This window comes from Celeribacter ethanolicus, from assembly GCF_001550095.1.
GTDB classification, from domain to species: Bacteria; Pseudomonadota; Alphaproteobacteria; order Rhodobacterales; family Rhodobacteraceae; genus Celeribacter; species Celeribacter ethanolicus.
Genome location: NZ_LRUC01000052.1, coordinates 82,509 through 100,401, shown reverse-complemented (window position 1 = coordinate 100,401; position 17,893 = coordinate 82,509). Strand labels below are relative to the sequence as shown.

The 17,893-nt window shown below is 63.8% G+C and carries 11 protein-coding genes; 8 read left to right on the top strand and 3 right to left on the bottom strand.

From position 1 onward, the window contains the following. The first annotated feature begins 41 nt into the window (after window positions 1-41). Genes glgB through NH195_RS19970 form a run of 6 tightly spaced genes read left to right on the top strand, consistent with a single transcriptional unit; the run spans window position 42 to window position 10,642 of the window. Window positions 42-2,246 carry a 1,4-alpha-glucan branching protein GlgB gene (glgB, locus tag NH195_RS19995; protein ID WP_066711254.1) on the top strand — a complete coding sequence of 735 codons (2,205 nt, stop codon included), beginning with the start codon at window positions 42-44 and terminating at the stop codon, window positions 2,244-2,246. A 59-nt stretch (window positions 2,247-2,305) separates the two neighbouring features. Next, window positions 2,306-3,568, top strand: a complete 1,263-nt coding sequence (glgC, locus tag NH195_RS19990; RefSeq protein WP_066711252.1) for a glucose-1-phosphate adenylyltransferase — start codon at window positions 2,306-2,308, stop codon at window positions 3,566-3,568. 10 nt (window positions 3,569-3,578) lie between these two features. Continuing rightward, window positions 3,579-5,033, top strand: coding sequence for a glycogen synthase GlgA (gene glgA / locus NH195_RS19985; RefSeq protein ID WP_066711250.1), 1,455 nt, complete (start codon window positions 3,579-3,581; stop codon window positions 5,031-5,033). A gap of 2 nt (window positions 5,034-5,035) precedes the next feature. After that, window positions 5,036-7,126, top strand: coding sequence for a glycogen debranching protein GlgX (gene glgX, locus NH195_RS19980; RefSeq protein ID WP_066711248.1), 2,091 nt, complete (start codon window positions 5,036-5,038; stop codon window positions 7,124-7,126). Beyond that, window positions 7,119-8,996: a 4-alpha-glucanotransferase gene (gene malQ, locus NH195_RS19975; RefSeq protein WP_066711246.1), complete on the top strand. Its 1,878-nt coding sequence runs from the start codon at window positions 7,119-7,121 to the stop codon at window positions 8,994-8,996. Before glgX ends, malQ begins: the two co-directional genes overlap by 8 nt. Window positions 8,997-9,010: 14 nt before the next feature. Then, entirely contained in the window at window positions 9,011-10,642 is a 1,632-nt protein-coding gene (locus NH195_RS19970) for an alpha-D-glucose phosphate-specific phosphoglucomutase (RefSeq protein ID WP_066711245.1), read from the top strand. A 53-nt stretch (window positions 10,643-10,695) separates the two neighbouring features. Here NH195_RS19970 and NH195_RS19965 read toward each other — a convergent pair whose 3' ends face one another. Continuing rightward, complete coding sequence (locus NH195_RS19965; RefSeq protein WP_066711244.1) at window positions 10,696-11,985, bottom strand: Nramp family divalent metal transporter; 1,290 nt, start codon at window positions 11,983-11,985, stop codon at window positions 10,696-10,698. A 186-nt stretch (window positions 11,986-12,171) separates the two neighbouring features. Here NH195_RS19965 and mntR point away from each other — a divergent pair, with 186 nt between their 5' ends. Continuing rightward, on the top strand, window positions 12,172-12,588 hold the full coding sequence (gene mntR, locus NH195_RS19960; protein ID WP_066711243.1) for a manganese-binding transcriptional regulator MntR: 417 nt from the start codon (window positions 12,172-12,174) through the stop codon (window positions 12,586-12,588). 81 nt (window positions 12,589-12,669) lie between these two features. Here the strand turns inward: mntR and NH195_RS19955 are convergent, their stop codons facing one another. Together NH195_RS19955 and NH195_RS19950 are read right to left on the bottom strand one after the other, a co-directional pair. Further along, complete coding sequence (locus NH195_RS19955) at window positions 12,670-15,777, bottom strand: efflux RND transporter permease subunit (RefSeq protein ID WP_066711241.1); 3,108 nt, start codon at window positions 15,775-15,777, stop codon at window positions 12,670-12,672. Window positions 15,778-15,798: 21 nt separating this feature from the next. Next, window positions 15,799-16,965, bottom strand: coding sequence for an efflux RND transporter periplasmic adaptor subunit (locus NH195_RS19950; RefSeq protein ID WP_066711238.1), 1,167 nt, complete (start codon window positions 16,963-16,965; stop codon window positions 15,799-15,801). A 208-nt stretch (window positions 16,966-17,173) separates the two neighbouring features. Here NH195_RS19950 and NH195_RS19945 point away from each other — a divergent pair, with 208 nt between their 5' ends. Next, window positions 17,174-17,869, top strand: coding sequence for a TetR/AcrR family transcriptional regulator (locus NH195_RS19945; protein WP_066711232.1), 696 nt, complete (start codon window positions 17,174-17,176; stop codon window positions 17,867-17,869). Window positions 17,870-17,893 lie beyond the last annotated feature (24 nt).

Here is a 17,893-nt window from a genome sequence, read left to right as displayed (position 1 = left end):
TGAGAATCTCCTAAGCTCCCCCTAACCAAAGGAAATCGCATATGTCCCCGCTGATTGAGAACGACTTCGCAGACCCCAAAGTGCTGACCCAGATCTGCGAGGGACGCCATGATGATCCTTTCTCCATTCTCGGCCCGCACAAGATCGGTCGCGTGCGCCATGTCACCGTCTACGATCCCGGTGCGGAGGCGATGGCAGCGCTCTCCGGCGGCAAACGCTATCCGCTCGCGCGGGTCGAGGGGTTCAAGGGGCTGTTCCACGGCAAGGTCACGGGCACGAAACCCTATCTGCTCGAAGGCAAATCCGGCAAGGAAGTCTGGAAGGTCGACGATGCCTACCGCTTCGGGCCGGTTCTGGGCGAGATCGACGAATACCTCTTGGGCGAGGGCACGCACCACCACATCTGGAAGGCGCTCGGCGCTCATGTGATGGAGCACGAGGGCACCATGGGCACGCATTTCGCGGTCTGGGCGCCCAATGCCCGCCGTGTCTCTCTGGTCGGGGACTTCAACGCCTGGGACGGGCGGCGCCATGTCATGCGCCGTCGCGGCGCCACCGGCGTCTGGGAGATTTTCATGCCGCTCCTCGGCGAGGGCACACCCTATAAATTCGAGGTGATGGGCGCTTATGGCGACATCCGGCTCAAGGCCGACCCGGTCGGCTTCGGTTCGCAACACCCGCCGGAAACCGCCTCCGTGGTGCGCGACATTTCCGGCTATGGCTGGTCCGACAAGGCCTGGATCGAAACCCGGCAGAAATTGCAGGGCCGCGATCAGCCGATCTCGATCTACGAAGTCCAGCTAGGCTCCTGGCGGCACAAGGAGGCTGCCGACGGTGGTTCCCGCCCGATTTCCTACAAGGAAGCCGCCGTCGAGCTGGTGGATTACGTCAAGCATATGGGCTTCACCCATATCGAGTTGATGCCGATTTCCGAATATCCGTTCGACGGCTCCTGGGGCTATCAGCCGGTCGGCATGTTCGCGCCGACCATCCGCTTCGGTCCGCCGCACGAATTCCGCGATCTGGTGAACGCCGCGCACAAGGCGGGGCTGGGCGTGTTGCTCGACTGGGTGCCGGGGCATTTTCCGACCGACAGCCATGGGCTCGCGCATTTCGACGGCACGGCACTCTATGAGCACGCCGATCCGCGCGAAGGGTTCCATCAGGACTGGAACACGCTGATCTACAATTACGGTCGCACCGAGGTCGCCAACTTCCTGACCTCCAACGCGCTCTACTGGCTCGAGGAATACCATGTCGACGGGCTGCGTGTCGATGCCGTGGCCTCGATGATCTACCGCGACTATTCGCGCGCCGAGGGGCAGTGGATCCCCAATTCCCAGGGCGGGCGGGAGAATTTCGAAGCGATCTCCATGTTGCAGACCATGAACACGCTCGCCTATGGCGAAGTGCCCGGCGTGATGACCGTGGCGGAGGAAAGCACCGCCTATGCGGGTGTCTCCGCCCCGGTCGACAGCGGCGGTCTGGGCTTTGGCTTCAAGTGGAACATGGGCTGGATGAACGACACGCTGGACTACATGTCCCGCGAGCCGATCCATCGCAAATACCACCACCACCAGATGACCTTTGGCATCCATTATGCCTTCTCGGAGAATTTCATCCTGCCGATCAGCCATGACGAGGTGGTGCACGGCAAACAGTCCATGCTGTCGAAGATGCCCGGCAACGAATGGGAGAAATTCGCCAACCTGCGCGCCTATTACGGCTTCATGTGGGGGCATCCCGGCAAGAAACTTCTGTTCATGGGGCAGGAATTCGCCCAGTGGCAGGAATGGAACCACGAGAAGGAAATCGACTGGGCCTGTCTCGTGTACAATATGCACGAAGGCGTTCAGCACCTGGTGCGCGATCTCAACACGCTCTACCGCGACACCCCCGCGCTCTACGCCAAGGATTGCGAGGACGGCGGCTTCCAGTGGATCGAGGCCAACGATGCCGAGGCCTCCGTCTATGCCTGGGTGCGCCGCGGCCAGCCGGGCGATCCCGAAGTGGTCGTGGTCTGCAACTTCACGCCGGTGGAGCGTATGGAGTACAAGCTTGGCTTCCCGTCGGAAGGCAGGTGGATCGAAGCGTTGAACAGTGACGCGGAATGTTATGGCGGCGGTGGTCGCGGCAACATGGGCTCCGCTCTCGCCAGGGCGGACGCCTGGCAGGGGCAGCCCGCAGCCGCCGTGATCACCCTGCCTCCGCTTTCGACCATGATTTTTGTTAAAGACGACGCGTGAACGCCGAGGCGGTCCGCCCGCGGGCAGGACTGCCCGAAAACGCACCAGAGAGGACAGACATGCCAAATTCGAGAAACAGGCTGGCACCGCGCACCATGGCGTTCGTGTTGGCTGGCGGCCGCGGATCGCGGCTCAAGGAATTGACCAATGATCGGGTGAAGCCTGCCGTCTATTTCGGCGGCAAGAACCGGATCGTCGATTTCGCCCTCTCGAATGCGCTCAATTCCGGCATCCGCAAGATGGCGATCGCGACCCAGTACAAGGCGCATTCGCTCATTCGCCACATCCAGCGCGGCTGGACCTTCTTTAGGGCCGAGCGCAACGAATTCCTCGACATCCTGCCCGCCTCGCAACGCTACGAGGAAAGCACCTGGTATCGCGGCACCGCCGATGCCGTGGCGCAAAACATCGACATCATCGACAGCTACAATGTCGATTACATCCTGATCCTTGCCGGCGATCACATCTACAAGATGGATTACGAGGTGATGATCCGTCAGCACGTCGACACCAATGCCGACGTGACCATCGGCTGTCTGACCGTGGACCGCAAGGAAGCCTCGGCCTTTGGGGTCATGGGCGTCGATGCGACCGACCGGATCACCTCTTTCCTCGAGAAACCCGTCGATCCGCCCGCCATTCCCGGCGAGCCGAGCAAGTCTCTGGCCTCGATGGGCATCTATGTGTTCAACTGGAAATTCCTGCGCGAACGCCTTCTGGAGGACATGGAAGACCCGAACTCGTCGCACGATTTCGGCAACGATCTGATCCCCGAGCTGGTGAAAAAGGGCAAGGCCCAGGCGCACCGCTTCACCGACAGTTGCGTGCGTCCGGAAGGCGCCGAAGCCTATTGGCGCGACGTAGGGACCATCGACGCCTACTGGAAGGCCAATATCGACCTCACCGATTTCACCCCGGAGCTCGATCTCTGGGATCGCGAATGGCCGATCTGGACCTATTCCGAACTGACGCCGCCCGCGAAGTTCATCCACGACCGCCCCGACCGTCGCGGCTCCGCCGTGAGTTCCATGGTCTCCGGCGGCTGCATCATCTCCGGCACGGAGATCCGCGAGAGCCTGCTGTTCACCCATGTGCGCACCAATTCCTATTCCTCGCTCGAACGCGCGGTGGTGCTGCCTTATGCCAATATCGCCCGTCATTGCCAGCTCAAGAACGTGGTGATCGACCGCGGCGTGCAGGTGCCCGAGGGGCTTGTCGTCGGCGAGGACCCGGAAGTCGATGCCAAGTGGTTCCGCGTCTCGCCCGGCGGCGTGACGCTGATCACCCAGGAGATGCTCGACCGCAGAGCGCAAGGTTTGTGAGGAACATCCGATGATCAAGGTTCTGTCGGTCACGTCTGAATGTGTGCCATTGATCAAGACCGGGGGGCTCGCCGATGTGGCGGGCTCCCTGCCGTCTGCACTGGCCTCCCACGGGGTCGAGATGCGCACGCTTCTGCCCGGCTATCGCCAGGTGCTCGCCGCCCAGCCCGAGGCCGAGACCGTGTTCGAGGTCTGGGACCTGTTCGGGGGCTTCGCTCGCATCCGCCGCGGCACGCTGGGCGAGGGCAAACACGCCACGCCGCTTTATATCCTCGATGCGCCGCATCTCTACGATCGCGACGGCAAGCCCTATAACGGCCCCGACGGCCATGACTGGTGGGACAACCCCCAGCGCTTCGCCGCCCTGTCGCTGGCCGCCGCGATGATCGCGGCGCATGGCATCGAACAGTGGTTCCCCGATGCCTTGCATCTCCATGACTGGCAGGCGGGGCTGACCCCGGTCTACCTGCGTGAGCTGGGCGCGGCCGAACGGGTCAAGACCCTGATGACCATTCATAACATCGCCTTTCAGGGCTGCTATGGTGCCGACATGGTCTACACCCTCGGCCTGCCGCCGCAGGGCTTTACCGCAAGCGGGTTCGAATACTGGGGGCAGGTCTCGACGCTCAAGGCGGGCATCATGGCCGCGACCAAGGTTTCGACCGTTTCCCCGACCTATGCGCGCGAGCTGATGGACGGGTCTTTCGGCATGGGGATGGAGGGCGTGCTTGCCGCCCGAGGGGCCGATTTCACCGGGATCCTCAACGGCATCGACCTCGATCTCTGGAAACCGTCGTACAAATCGCCCAAGGGCAAGGAAAAGTTCAAAGCCGCGCTGCGCGAAGAGCTTGGCCTGCCCGAAAGCGACGGGCCTTTGTGTGTGGTGATCTCGCGGCTGACCGGGCAGAAGGGCTTCGATCTCCTGCTCGACGCGCTGCCGACGCTGATCGAGCGGGGCGGGCAACTGGCGCTTCTGGGCTCCGGCGAGGGCTATTTCGAAAGCGCCTTCCGCGATGCCGCGCTGAAATACGCCGGTGTGTCCGTGCGGATCGGCTATGACGAGGCCTTCGCCCGCCGTCTGATCGAGGGTGGCGACGCCATCCTCGTGCCCTCGCGTTTCGAACCCTGCGGTTTGACCCAGCTTTACGGGTTGCGCTTTGGCACGCTGCCGCTGGTGTCGCTGACCGGCGGTCTTGCCGACACGGTCATTCAGGCCAACCCTGCGGCGCTCTCTGCCGGTGTGGCGACCGGGCTGCAATTCACGCCGATCACAACCGAGGCGCTCGAAGTGGCGATCCACCGCATGTGCGATCTCTATGCCAAGCCGAAGGTCTGGCATCAGATGATGAAAAACGCCATGGCGCAGCCGGTGGGGTGGGACACCTCCGCCGAAGCCTATGCCGATCTCTTCCGGGAGATGGTCGGTGAGGGGACAGACCCCGAAGCGGATGAGACGGACGCGTAACCATGAGCTCGATGACGATCCTTGGCGGTCATGCCGCGCCCCTCGGGGCCACCTTCGATGGCGAAGGCGTCAATTTTGCCGTGTTCTCCGAACATGCCCGCCGGATCACGCTCTGTCTCTTTTCGCCCGACGGGCGGACCGAAACCCACCGCATCGACCTGCCGGAGCGCGACGGCGATGTCTGGCACGGCTATGTCCCGGGCCTGCGCCCCGGCCAGATGTACGGGCTGCGCGCCGATGGTCCCTATGCGCCCCACGAAGGCCACCGGTTCAACTACAACAAACTGCTTCTCGACCCCTACGCCAAGCGTCTGACGCGCCATCCTGAATGGCACGACGCGCTGATGGGCTATCGGGTCGGGCATGCCGATGTCGACCTGTCCTTCGACCGCCGCGACAGTGCACGCTACATGCCGCGCTGCGTGGTCGAGGATGTGCTTTTTGCCTGGGGGCGGGACAAGGCGCCGCGACGCCCGACCTCGCAGTCGGTGATCTACGAGGCCCATGTCAAAGGCATGACCCAGCTCCACCCCGATGTGCAGCACAAGGGAAAATTCCTCGGCCTCGCCTCCGATGCGGTGCTCGATCACCTCGTCAAGCTCGGCATTACCGCGATCGAGCTTTTGCCGGTGCAGGCCTTTCTCAACGACCGCTTCCTCATCGAGAAGGGGCTGGTGAATTACTGGGGCTATCAGACCCTCGGGTTTTTCGCCCCCGATCCGCGTTACCTTGCCCACGACCAGATCGCCGAGTTCCAGCATATGGTCGCACGTCTGCATTCGGCGGGGATCGAGGTCATCATGGATGTGGTCTACAACCACTCCTGCGAGGGCAACGAACTTGGCCCGACGCTGTCGTTCCGTGGCCTCGACAATCGCAGCTATTACCGTCTGGCCGACGATCCGCGCTATTACATCAATGACACCGGCACCGGCAACACGCTCAATATCGACCACCCGATGGTGCTGCGCATGGTGCTCGACAGCCTGCGGTACTGGGTCGAGGAGATGCATGTCGACGGCTTCCGCTTCGATCTCTGCACCACGCTTGGCCGCACGCCCACCGGCTTTGATCGCGGCGCGTCCTTCTTCGATGCGATCCGGCAGGACCCGGTTCTGACCCGTGTGAAGCTCATTGCAGAGCCTTGGGACATCGGTCCCGGCGGCTACCGGGTGGGGGGCTTTCCGCCGCCCTTCCTGGAGTGGAACGACAAGTTCCGCGATGGTGTCCGGCGCTTCTGGCGCGGCGATGCGGGCCACGTGGCCGTGCTCGCCGACCGCATCACCGGCTCTGCCTTGCAATTCGACCATTCGGGCCGTCCCGCCACCACCTCGGTCAATTTCGTCACCGCCCATGACGGTTTCACGCTCATGGACGTGGTCAGCTACACCCAGAAGCACAATGAGGCCAATGGCGAGGGCAATCGCGATGGCCACAACGACAACGCCTCCGACAACATGGGCGTCGAAGGGCCGACGGACGATCCGAAAATCCTCGCGGCACGGGCGCAGCGGCGGCGCAACCTGCTGGCCACGGTGTTGTTCTCGCAGGGCACGCCGATGATCCTGGCGGGCGACGAGCTGGGCAACACGCAATGGGGTAACAACAATGCCTATTGTCAGGACAACGAGATCGGCTGGCTCGACTGGTCGGATTACGACGCGGATTTTCTCGATTTCGTGCGCCGTCTGATCGCGTTCCGGCGGGAACACCCGATCCTGCGGCAGAAACGCTTCCTGCATGCCCGCGAACGCATCGTCGACGGTCTCGAAGACCTGTTCTGGTGGCGTGCCGACGGGCGTCCGATGCGCGACGAGGACTGGGGCGCGCCCGAACTCAAGACGCTCTGCGCCGAAATGCGCATCGCCTCGGGCACGCCGATCTATGCGCAGCGCGAGGAGGCGCTGTTCCTGGTGTTCAACCGTGGTCCCGATGTCGAGGTCAAGCTGCCGGAAGCCCCGGACGGGCGGCGCTGGCGGCTCTGGATCGACACCGGACGGCCGGAAATCGACGGCAAGGTGATGACCTTGCCCACTGTGTTCGCGGGATGCGAGACGACGCTGATGCTTGAGCTGGAGGCCTATAATGACTGACCCGAGGCTCGAACTGGCCTATGCCCGTGGCATCTACGCCGAATATTACGACCAGATGGGCGTGCATCATGTGACCTCGGTGGAGACTGCCGTCGCCCTTCTGGCCGCGATGGGCATCGAGGCTGCGACCGAGGTCGAGGCGCGCGTGCATCTCGAAGAGGGCGACGGGGTTCTGCCCTGGGATGTGGTCTGCGAAGCGGGGACCAAGCCCTGTGTCGACATTGGCGATGCGTCCTGGGAACTGATCTTCGAAACCGGCGAAATGCTCGAAGGGCAGGGGGCCGATGCGCTGCCGGAGTTGCCATTGGGCATTCACAAGCTGATCGCCGCATTCCCCGACCGGGCGCAGCGGATCACGCTTCTGGCCGCCCCTGCGACCATTCCGCTGCCGCCGCGCGGCTGGGGCATGACCGTGCCGCTCTATGCGCTCTCCGATAAGGGCATCGGCTCTTACGGCGATCTTATGCCCGTGGTCCAAAGCCTCGGTGCGAAGGGCGCGGGCTTTGTCGGCATGAACCCGGTGCATGCCGGCTTCCCCACCGATCCGGGACTGTTCTCGCCCTATACGCCGTCGCATCGCCGCCGCCTCAACGCGCTCTACCTCGCCACCGACACCGGACGGAGCGGCACGCTGATCGACTATGTCAAAGCCGGTCCGACCCGGCTCAAGAACCTGCGCAAGGTCTTCGACAAAACCACCCCGGCCCCGGCCTTTCTGGCCTATGTCGCCGCAGAAGGTCCGGCGCTCGAAACCTTCGCCCTGCATCAGGCGCTTTCCGAGATCCACGGGCCGTTCTGGTGCCATTGGCCCGCCGAGTATCAGGATCCCGAAAGCGAAGCCTGCGTGGCGGCGCGCGCCGAACTGAAAGAAGAAATCCTGTTCTGGTCTTGGCTGCAATGGCAGGCCGAGGAAGCCCTGAGCGAATTGCAGGACGAGGCGAAAGCCTCCGGCATGGCGCATGGCATCTATCTCGATCTCGCGGTCGGCACCCACCCGCATGGCGCCGAAACCTGGGAGGATCGCGAGGTCTTCGCCTTGGGCGCTTCCCTTGGCGCGCCGCCCGATGCGTTTGCCGCCGAGGGGCAGAACTGGGGCCTCGCGCCGTTCAATCCGATCACGCTTCGGGACCGAGCCTATGCGCCTCTGGCGGACACTTTCGCGCGTCAGCTCCGGGTCTCCGGCATGCTGCGGATCGACCATATTCTCGGGTTCGAACGTACCTTCTGGGTGCCGCAGGACGCGCCCGGTTCCTATGTCGCCATGCCGCGGGACGCCATGCTGGCCGTCGCCCGGATCGAGGCGGCGCGGGCCGGAAACGGCGCGGGCGGGGTCATCGTCGGCGAGGACCTCGGCAATATCCCCGACGGGTTGCGCGAGGCTCTGAGTGCCTCGGGCGTGTTGGGCTGCCGTGTTGCCATGTTCGAACGCTGGACCTGGGACAACCCGGAATTCAAACCGGCGGAGGCCTATGACGAAGCCGCTGTCGCGTCATTCTCGACCCATGACCTGCCGACCTGGCTCGGCTGGCGGCAAGGCGCGGAGATCACCGCGCGGCGCAAAGCGGGCGGGATCGACGCCGCGCAGGAGGCGGAAAGCCTTGCGCATCGCACCCGCGAAGTGGCGGCGATCGACCGGGTTATGCCCGGCACGGATCAGGACGCGCTGCACGACTTTCTCGCACGCACGCCCTCGCGTCTTGTCGCGGTGCAAGCCGAGGTGATTCTTGATATGGTGGAACAGCAGAACCTGCCGGGCACCACGAGCGAATATCCCAACTGGCGCATTCGCCTGCCGGGAGGGGGAGAGGCGCTGGCCTCCCATGAGAAACTTGAGCGCGTGGCCGAGATCATGCGCCGCAACGACCGTTGAAAGAGGAAGACACCATGACCCGCACTGTGGTTGCCACGACCCCGATCGAAGGCCAGAAGCCCGGGACCTCCGGCCTGCGCAAGAAAACTCCGGTTTTCATGCAACCGCATTATCTGGAGAATTTCGTCCAGTCGATTTTCAACGCCACCGGTGGTGCGGAGGGTAAGACCTATGTGCTGGGTGGTGACGGGCGCTATTTCAACGACCGTGCCGCACAGGTGATCCTGCGCATGGCCGCCGCCAACGGGGCGAAAAAGGTCATCGTCGGCGTGAATGCCCTGCTGTCGACCCCTGCCGCCTCGAACCTCATCCGCAAACGCAAGACTGATGGCGGCATCATCATGTCCGCCTCGCACAATCCCGGCGGTCCGACCGAAGATTTCGGCGTCAAGTTCAACAGCGACAATGGCGGTCCCGCGCCCGAGGGCATCACCGACAAGATTTTCGCCGAGACCCGGAGCCTCAGCGAATATGTCATCTGCGAGAGCCACGATCTCGATCTCTCCGCGCCGGGCATGACGACGCTCTACGGCATGGAGATCGAGGTGGTCGATCCGGTTGTCGATTACCATCTGATGATGGAAGAGATTTTCGATTTCGAAGCGATCCGCACGCTTTTCGCCTCCGGCTTCACCCTGCGCTTCGATGCCATGCATGCCGTCACCGGCCCCTATGCCAAGGCGATCCTCGAAGGCTCGCTTGGCGCGCCCGAAGGCTCCGTGGTCAATGCCGTGCCCTCGCCGGATTTCGGCGGTGGTCATCCGGACCCGAACCCGATCTGGGCCAAGCCGCTGATGGATCTGATGTTCTCCGGCGACGCCCCGGATTTCGGCGCGGCCTCCGACGGCGACGGCGACCGCAATATGATCGTGGGCCGCAACGCCTATGTGACCCCCTCCGACAGCCTCGCCGTGCTGGCCGCCAACGCCACTTTGGTGCCGGGCTACAAGGGCGGGCTTAAGGGCGTGGCGCGCTCCATGCCGACCTCGCGGGCGCTCGACCGGGTGGCGGAGGCACTTGGCATCGGCTGTTATGAGACGCCGACCGGCTGGAAATTCTTCGGCAACCTCCTGGATGCGGGCCGTGCGACGCTGTGCGGTGAGGAAAGTGCCGGTACCGGTTCCGATCACGTGCGCGAGAAAGACGGGCTCTGGGCCGTGCTGTTCTGGCTCAACGTGCTCGCCGTGCGACAGCAGAGCGTGGCGGAGATCATGGCCGATCACTGGGCCAAATACGGTCGCAACTACTATTCGCGTCACGATTTCGAAGCAGTCGACAGCGATGCGGCCCACGGGTTGATGCAGGCCCTGCGCACCCGTCTGCCGAACCTGCCGGGCCGTGAGGTCGAGGGTATGACCATCGAGGCGGCGGATGAGTTCGCCTATGACGATCCGGTCGACGGGTCGCGCTCCGAAGGGCAGGGCATTCGCATCCTGTTCAAATGCGGTGGGCGGATCGTGTTCCGGCTCTCCGGCACCGGCACCGAGGGCGCGACGCTTCGGGTCTATCTCGAAAAGGTCGAAACCAACGCGGCGGCTCTTCAGGACAATCCGCAGAACGCGCTCTCGGGTATTGCCGCCGCCGCCGACAGCCTCGCGGAAATCCGGGCCCGCACAGGGCGGAATGCCCCGGATGTCATCACCTGAGACGGTTTGACCGAGATGAGAAAGGCCGGGGATTGCCCCGGCCTTTTTGCGTTTCACCCCTCGAGAAACGGGATGGGCACACCGAAAGCCCCGGCCAGAAGGATGAAATTGAGGCTCAGGACGGCGATGGCGCCGAGGATCGCCAGCATGCGGATCAGTGGTGAGACGGTGAACACCCCCATGATGTCGCGGCGGGCGACGAACACGATCAGCGCGATCATCGGCACCGGCAGGGCGATGGAGAGGATCACCTGTGACACGACGAGCGCCTGTGTCGCGTTCACGCCCAGGGCGACGACAACAAAGGCCGGAACCATGGTGATCAGGCGGCGCAGCCAGATCGGGATACGGATGTGCAGAAAGCCCTGCATGATCATCTGCCCGGCCATGGTGCCGACGACGGAGGACGACACCCCCGAGGCGATGAGAGAGGTCAGAAAGATCGCCGCCGCCGCGCCGCCCAGCAAGGGCGTGAGCGTGTGATAGGCGGTCTCGATCTCGGAGACTTCGGAATGGCCCTGGTGAAAGGCGCTCGCCGCCATCATCACCATCGCCATGTTGACCATCCCCGCCACCGCCAGCGCCAGAACCACCTCGGTGTTGGAAAAGCGCACCAACTTGCGCCGGTCGCTGTCGTCGCGCGGCGCTGCGCGGGACTGGGTGAGGCCCGAGTGCAGGTAGATCGCATGCGGCATGACCGTCGCGCCGATGATGCCGACGGCAATGGTCAGGGCGGCATGATCGGGCAGGGCGGGGCTGACGAGGCCAAGCCCGGTGGCCTGCCAGTCAATCGGGGCGATCAGAATTTCGGCGAGGTAACACAGGCCGATCACCCCCACCATCGCGCCGATGATCAGCTCCATCGGGCGAAACCCGCGGCCCTCGAACAAGAGGATGCCATAGGTCACGATGGCGGTGATCGCCATGCCGACAATGAGCGGCAGATTGAACAGAAGCGACAGGCCGATGGCCCCGCCCAGGAACTCCGCGAGGTCCGTGGCCATGGCGGCAATCTCGCTGACCACCCACATGATCAGAACCACGGGTTTGGAAAAATTGTCGCGCGACAGTTCGGCGAGGTTCTTGCCGGTGACGATGCCGAGCCGGGCGGAGAGTGCCTGGAACAGCATGGCGATCAGGTTGGCGAGCAGCACGACCCATAGAAGCGTATAGCCATAACCCGCCCCGGCCTGAATGTTCGTGGCGTAATTGCCCGGGTCCATATAGGCCACAGAGGCGATGATCGCGGGGCCTGCGAACAACAGCCGTGCGCGCAACCCGTGACGCTCGCCCCGAAGGACGGCGGCAATGCCTGTGCGGGTGTTTCCGGAAAGATCGTGCATGATGTCGGGTCCTGTTCTGGCGGTCCTGGTCCGGTCGCGCATTGCGACTCGGGGATGTTCTTTTCTCGACTTATAGCCATTGCTATATTTCTTGCAAAACACAATTTTATGTGCAGGTATATTTATGTGTGCGGACTGGTGCTTCGGACCGGGTCTGGCTATATCTTCGGCAAAGAGGAGGCGCCCATGACCGAGATCGACGGACAGGTTCCCGAACGCTTCGCCCGTGCGCGCGAGGCGCAATCGGTGGCGCTTCTGGAAGATTATGTGGAAATGATCGGCGATCTGATCTCCGAGCTGGGCGAAGCGCGGGTTGCCGACATCGCCGAGCGCATGGGGGTCGCGCAACCCACGGCGACCAAGGCGATCTCACGGCTCAAACGCGAAGGCCTGGCCACCGCACGGCCCTATCGCGGCGTGTTCCTGACCGAAGAGGGCGCCGATCTCGCCGACCGGGTGCGGGCGCGTCATCGCACGGTGGTCGAGCTTCTGGTCGCGGTGGGCGTGCCCGAAGAGGTTGCCGAGCTCGATGCCGAGGGGATCGAGCACCATGTCTGCGACGAGACGCTGGCTGCCTTCGAAGCCTTTCTCAAAAGCAGGTGAGCCCCAGAAGACGCAAGCGGGTGGCAAGAAAAAAGGCCGGGCAGAGTGCCCGGCCTTTCGGTTGTGTCTGTCGCGCTTCCGTCAGGCGGCTTTCTTCTTGCTGCCGAAGACCTTGCGCACGATGACGAAGAACAGCGGCACGAAGAGAATGCCCAGCACGGTGCCGGTGATCGTCCCGCCGAGAACGGCGGCGCCCACGGCCCGACGACCGCCCGCACCCGCGCCGGAGGAGAGCACCAGCGGCACAACACCCAGCGAGAAGGCCATGGAGGTCATCACGATCGGGCGGAAACGCTGTTTCGCCGCCGTCAGCACGGCCTCGAACAGATCCTTGCCGGCATCCACCTGCTCGCGGGCGAACTCGACGATCAGAATGGCGTTCTTGCCGGTCAGACCGATCACGGTCAGAAGGCCGACCTGGAAGAACACGCCGTTGTCGAAGCCGAAATGCCAGGCGGTGAACAGCGTGCCGAGAATCCCCACGGGCATGGCGAGCATGACGGAGAAGGGAATTGCCCAGCTTTCGTAAAGTGCTGCGAGACAGAAGAAGATCGCCGCCAGCGACAGCATGTAGAGCATCGGTGCCTGAGACCCGGAGTCCTTTTCCTCAAGCGACAGACCGGTCCAGGCCACCGAATAGCCGCCGGGGATCTGGCTGACGAGATTCTCGATTTCCGCCATCGCCTCGCCGGTCGATACACCCGGAGCCGGAGAACCCTGGATCTGCATCGAGGGTGTGCCGTTGTAGCGGTTCAGACCCTGCGGACCGTTGACCCAGCGTTCGGTGGTGAAGTTCGAGAACGGCACCAGCTCGCCAGAGGAGTTGCGCACCCGCCATTTCTGAAGGTCCTCCGGGGTGGCCCGGCTGTCGGCATCGCCCTGGACATAGACGCGCTTGGTGCGGCCATTGTCGTTGAAGTCGTTGACATAGGATCCGGCCATGGCGATCGACAGCGTGTCGCCGACGTCGCCCGGATCAATGCCCATGGCCCCCGCCGCGCGCCAGTCGATGTCGAGCTTGAACTGCGTCGCATCCTCGAGGCCGGAGGGCCGCACGGAGGCGATCAGCGGGCTTTGCCCGGCCATGCCCAACAACATGTTGCGCGCTTCCAGGAGCTGTTCGTGGGTCTGACCGCCCTGCGCCTGCAGGTAGAAGTCGAACCCCGAGACGTTGCCAAGCTCGATCACCGCGGGCGGCACGATCGGGAAGGCCATGGCTTCCTGAATGCCCATGAAGGCGGGGAAAGCCCGTCCCGCGATGGCCTGCACCGATTGTCCCGGCTCGGTGCGCTCTTCCCAGTCCTTCATGCGGATAAAGGCCAGACCGTTGTTCTGCCCCTGACCGGAGAAGGAGAAGCCCGCGATGCTGAACACCGCTTCGACATTCTCGCTTTCGGCGGTCAGGAAGTAGTCCTTGATCTGGGCGTTGGCCGCGAGCGTGTTCTCGGCAGTGGAGCCCGAGGGGCCCTGCACCAGCGCCATCATGATGCCCTGATCCTCATCCGGAAGGAATCCGGTCGGGGTTTGCATGAACAGCCAGGCGATGCCCGCCCCCATGCCGCCATAGATCACGAGCATGCGCAGCGGACGCCGGATCATGTAGCCCACGGTCGAGCCATAGCCGCCGGAGAGCTTGTCGAAGGCGGTGTTGAACCAGCCGAACGGTCCGCGTTTGGCGTGATGGGCGTCCTTGCCGCGCAGGATTGTGGCGCAAAGCGCCGGTGTCAGCGTCAGAGCCACCACCACGGAGAGGAGCATGGCCGAGACGATGGTGATCGAGAACTGGCGATAGATCACGCCCGTGGAACCCCCGAAGAAGGCCATCGGGATGAACACCGCCGAGAGCACGAGGGCGATGCCCACGAGCGCGCCGGTGATCTGGTCCATCGACTTGCGTGTGGCCTCGCGGGGGCTGAGCCCTTCCTCTTCCATGATCCGTTCGACGTTTTCCACCACCACGATGGCGTCATCGACGAGAAGACCGATGGCGAGCACCATGGCCAGCATGGTGAGCACGTTGATCGTGAAGCCGAAGACCGCAAGGATCGCGAAAGTGCCGAGGATCACGACCGGCACGGCCAGCGTCGGAATGAGCGTGGCGCGGATGTTCTGGAGGAACAGAAGCATCACGAAGAACACCAGGACGATGGCCTCCATCAGGGTCTTCTGCACCTCGTGGATCGAGATTTCGATGAAGGGGGTGGTGTCATAGGGGATGACATAGGTCATGCCCTCGGGGAAGTATTGCGCATACTCGTCGATCATCGCGCGTACCCGTTTCGAGGTGTCGAGCGCGTTGGCGCCCGGCGCGAGCTGGATCGCCATACCCGAGGCGGGCTGGCTGTTATATTGCGAGATCGTGGAGTAGTTTTCCGCCCCGACTTCGACCCGGGCGACATCGTCCAGAAGCACGAGCCCGCCGTCTGATTCCGACCGCAGGATGATGTTGCGGAAATCGTCCGGCGTCTGAAGCAGCGATTGCGCGGAGATCGTGGCGGTAAAGGCCTGTCCCTCCGGCGAGGGCAGCGACCCGAAGGAGCCTGCCGAGATCTGGGCGTTATAGCCCGAGACGGCCCCGACCACATCCGACGGTGTCATGTCGAACGCCGCAAGTTTCGACGGGTCGAGCCAGATCCGCATGGCGTATTTCGCGCCGAACACCTGGGTGCCACCGACCCCTTCGATCCGGCTGAAGGCGTCCACCATATTGGTGTTGAGATAGTCGGCGAGGTCGGCCTGATCCATGCTGCCGTCCTCGGAGATCACCCCCAGAACCATCAGGAAGCCAGCGGAGCTTTTCTGTACCGTCACCCCCTGGCGCTGCACCGCATCGGGCAGCAGCGCCGTGGCCTGGGACAGTTTGTTCTGTACCTGAACCTGGGCGATGTCCGGGTCCGTGCCGGTCGCAAAGGTCAGCGTGATCGTGGCAGATCCCGCCGAGGTCGAGCTTGAGGACATATAGCGCATGCCGTCGAGCCCGGTCATCTGCTGTTCGATGATCTGGGTCACGGTGTTGGCCACTGTCTCGGCGGATGCGCCGGGATATGTCGTGCGGATCGACACCGAGGGCGGTGCGATCTGCGGATATTGCGCCACCGGGAGCGTGAAGACCGACAACAGGCCGACCCCCATGATCAGGATGGAAATCACCCAGGCAAAGACCGGGCGGTCGATGAAAAAACGAGCCATATTCTCAGGTCCTTATGCCGGTCATTCGCTGGGCTGGGCGTCTTGGGCGGCGGGCGCCTCGGCCCCCTGTTCCTGCGGTGCCACTGTCGCACCGGCTGCGGTCTTTTGCAGACCCGCGACGATCACCCGTTCGCCTTCTGCAACCCCGCCGGTCACGATCCAGTTGTTGCCTTGGTCGCTCACCACGTCGAGCACGCGGCTTTCCACCACATTCTCGCCATTCACCACCAAGGCCATCGGACGCCCGCGCCGGTCCCGCGTCACCGCTTCCTGCGGCACGAGCACCGCGCCGGGGACCACGCCCTGCGGCATCTCGACCTGGACATACATGCCCGGCAGAAGGAAATGATCCGGGTTCGGGAAGGACAGCCGCAGTACGATCGTGCCGGTGTCCTCGTTCACATAGGGTTCGGCGGCGGACAATTCGCCTTTGTACTCATAGGAGCTGCCATCGGCGAGCGTCAGCGACACGGTCTGGCCGAGCGTCTCGGAAAATTCCGCACCGTTGCCCATCCGCCGCCAGCGCAGCATTTCGGAGGCCGCCTGCGTCACGTCGACATAGACCGGGTCGAGGGCCCGGATCGTGGTCAGCGCGGTCGATTGCCCGGAGGTCACAAGCGCCCCCTGGCTCACCGCGCTCAGCCCCACGGCGCCGGAAATCGGTGCGCGGATCTGGGTCCGCTCAAGGTCGATCTCCGCCGAAAGGAGATTGGCCTCCGCCACTTTCACCGCCGCGAGGGCACTGTCGCGCGCGGCAATGGCGCTGTCGAGGTTCTGCTGCGCCACGACGTTGCGGCTTTTCAGTTCCTGCTGGCGTTCGTATTCGATTTCCGCCGATTTCAGCGCCGCTTTCGCCTGTGCAAGGCTCGCCTCCGCCACGGCCTTCACCGCTTCATAGGTCGCCGCGTCGATCTGATAGAGCGGATCGCCCTCGCTGACCGTGCTGCCCTCGTCAAACAGGCGTTTCTGGATGATGCCGCCGACCTGCGGACGGACTTCGGCCTCGGCGGAGGCGGCGACCCGGCCGGGCAGCGGGCTGCTGAGCGTCACGTCTCCCGCATTCAGCGTGACCACGGTCACGGGCGTGGGCGGCGGGGCGTTCTGGGCCAGAACGGGCTGGCCCGCCATCAGGGCAAGGGCGAGCAGGGCGGCGCTCCGGCGGGGCAGGACAGGGCGTGGGCAGGGCATGAAAATCTCCGGCAAAACAAACCCCGGACCGTTTCGGTCGGGGGCGAGGGGTTTTGAGGGGGCGCGAATGCGCGGCGGTCAGGGCATGTTCCGGGTGTTTGTCATCTGTGCATTGGAACATGACTTGAATTTTGATTAAAGAAACCCGATAGTTTTGTAAAGCGCGCCGGATGTGCGCATCTGAGAAGGGAGTTGTGGGCTGTCGCAGGTGTCTAAATATGAGGCAGAGCCGGAGGAGGCCGCCGCGCAGGAGACCGGAGTCCGCAAGCGCGGGCGGCCGGTGCAGATGGATTTCGAGGCGCGTGAGACGGTGATCCTCGACGCCACCCACGCGCTGATGATGGAGCGTGGCTTCGATCACGTGACCATGTCGGCCATCGCCCGGCGCGCAGGCATGTCGAAACGCACGCTCTATGCGCATTTCGACAGTCAGGAAGTTTTGCTGGGCCGCGTCATCGCCCGCATCAGCGCCTCGATTTTCCAGCCCCTGCCCGAAGAGGATCAGGACAGGCCGTTTTCCGAGCGGCTCGATCTGCTTTTGACCTTCAACAAACCGCCCGGATCGGACCGGCACAAATTGGAATTCCTGCGCACCATGGTGGCGCGGGCGCAGACCTATCCGGCGCTGGCGCGTGGGTTGGTGCATGAGGGGCGCGGGCGGTTGACCGGCTATGTGCGCGACGAAATCATGCGCGAAATCACGGCGGGGCGCCTGTCGCTTGCCCCGGATCAGGCGGCGCTGTCGGCCGATCTCATTGTCAGCATGGCTTTCGGCGATCCTCTTGTGCGCCTGCTCGATCCCGAGTTCGCCGAACCGACGCCCGAGCTTTTGGCGGAGCGGCGCGCTCTGGCGGTCCGGCTTTTCCTGACGGGCTGTGCCGTAAAAATGGGCGATGACGCCTGAATTTGCAGGCCCGCCCCGGCTGCG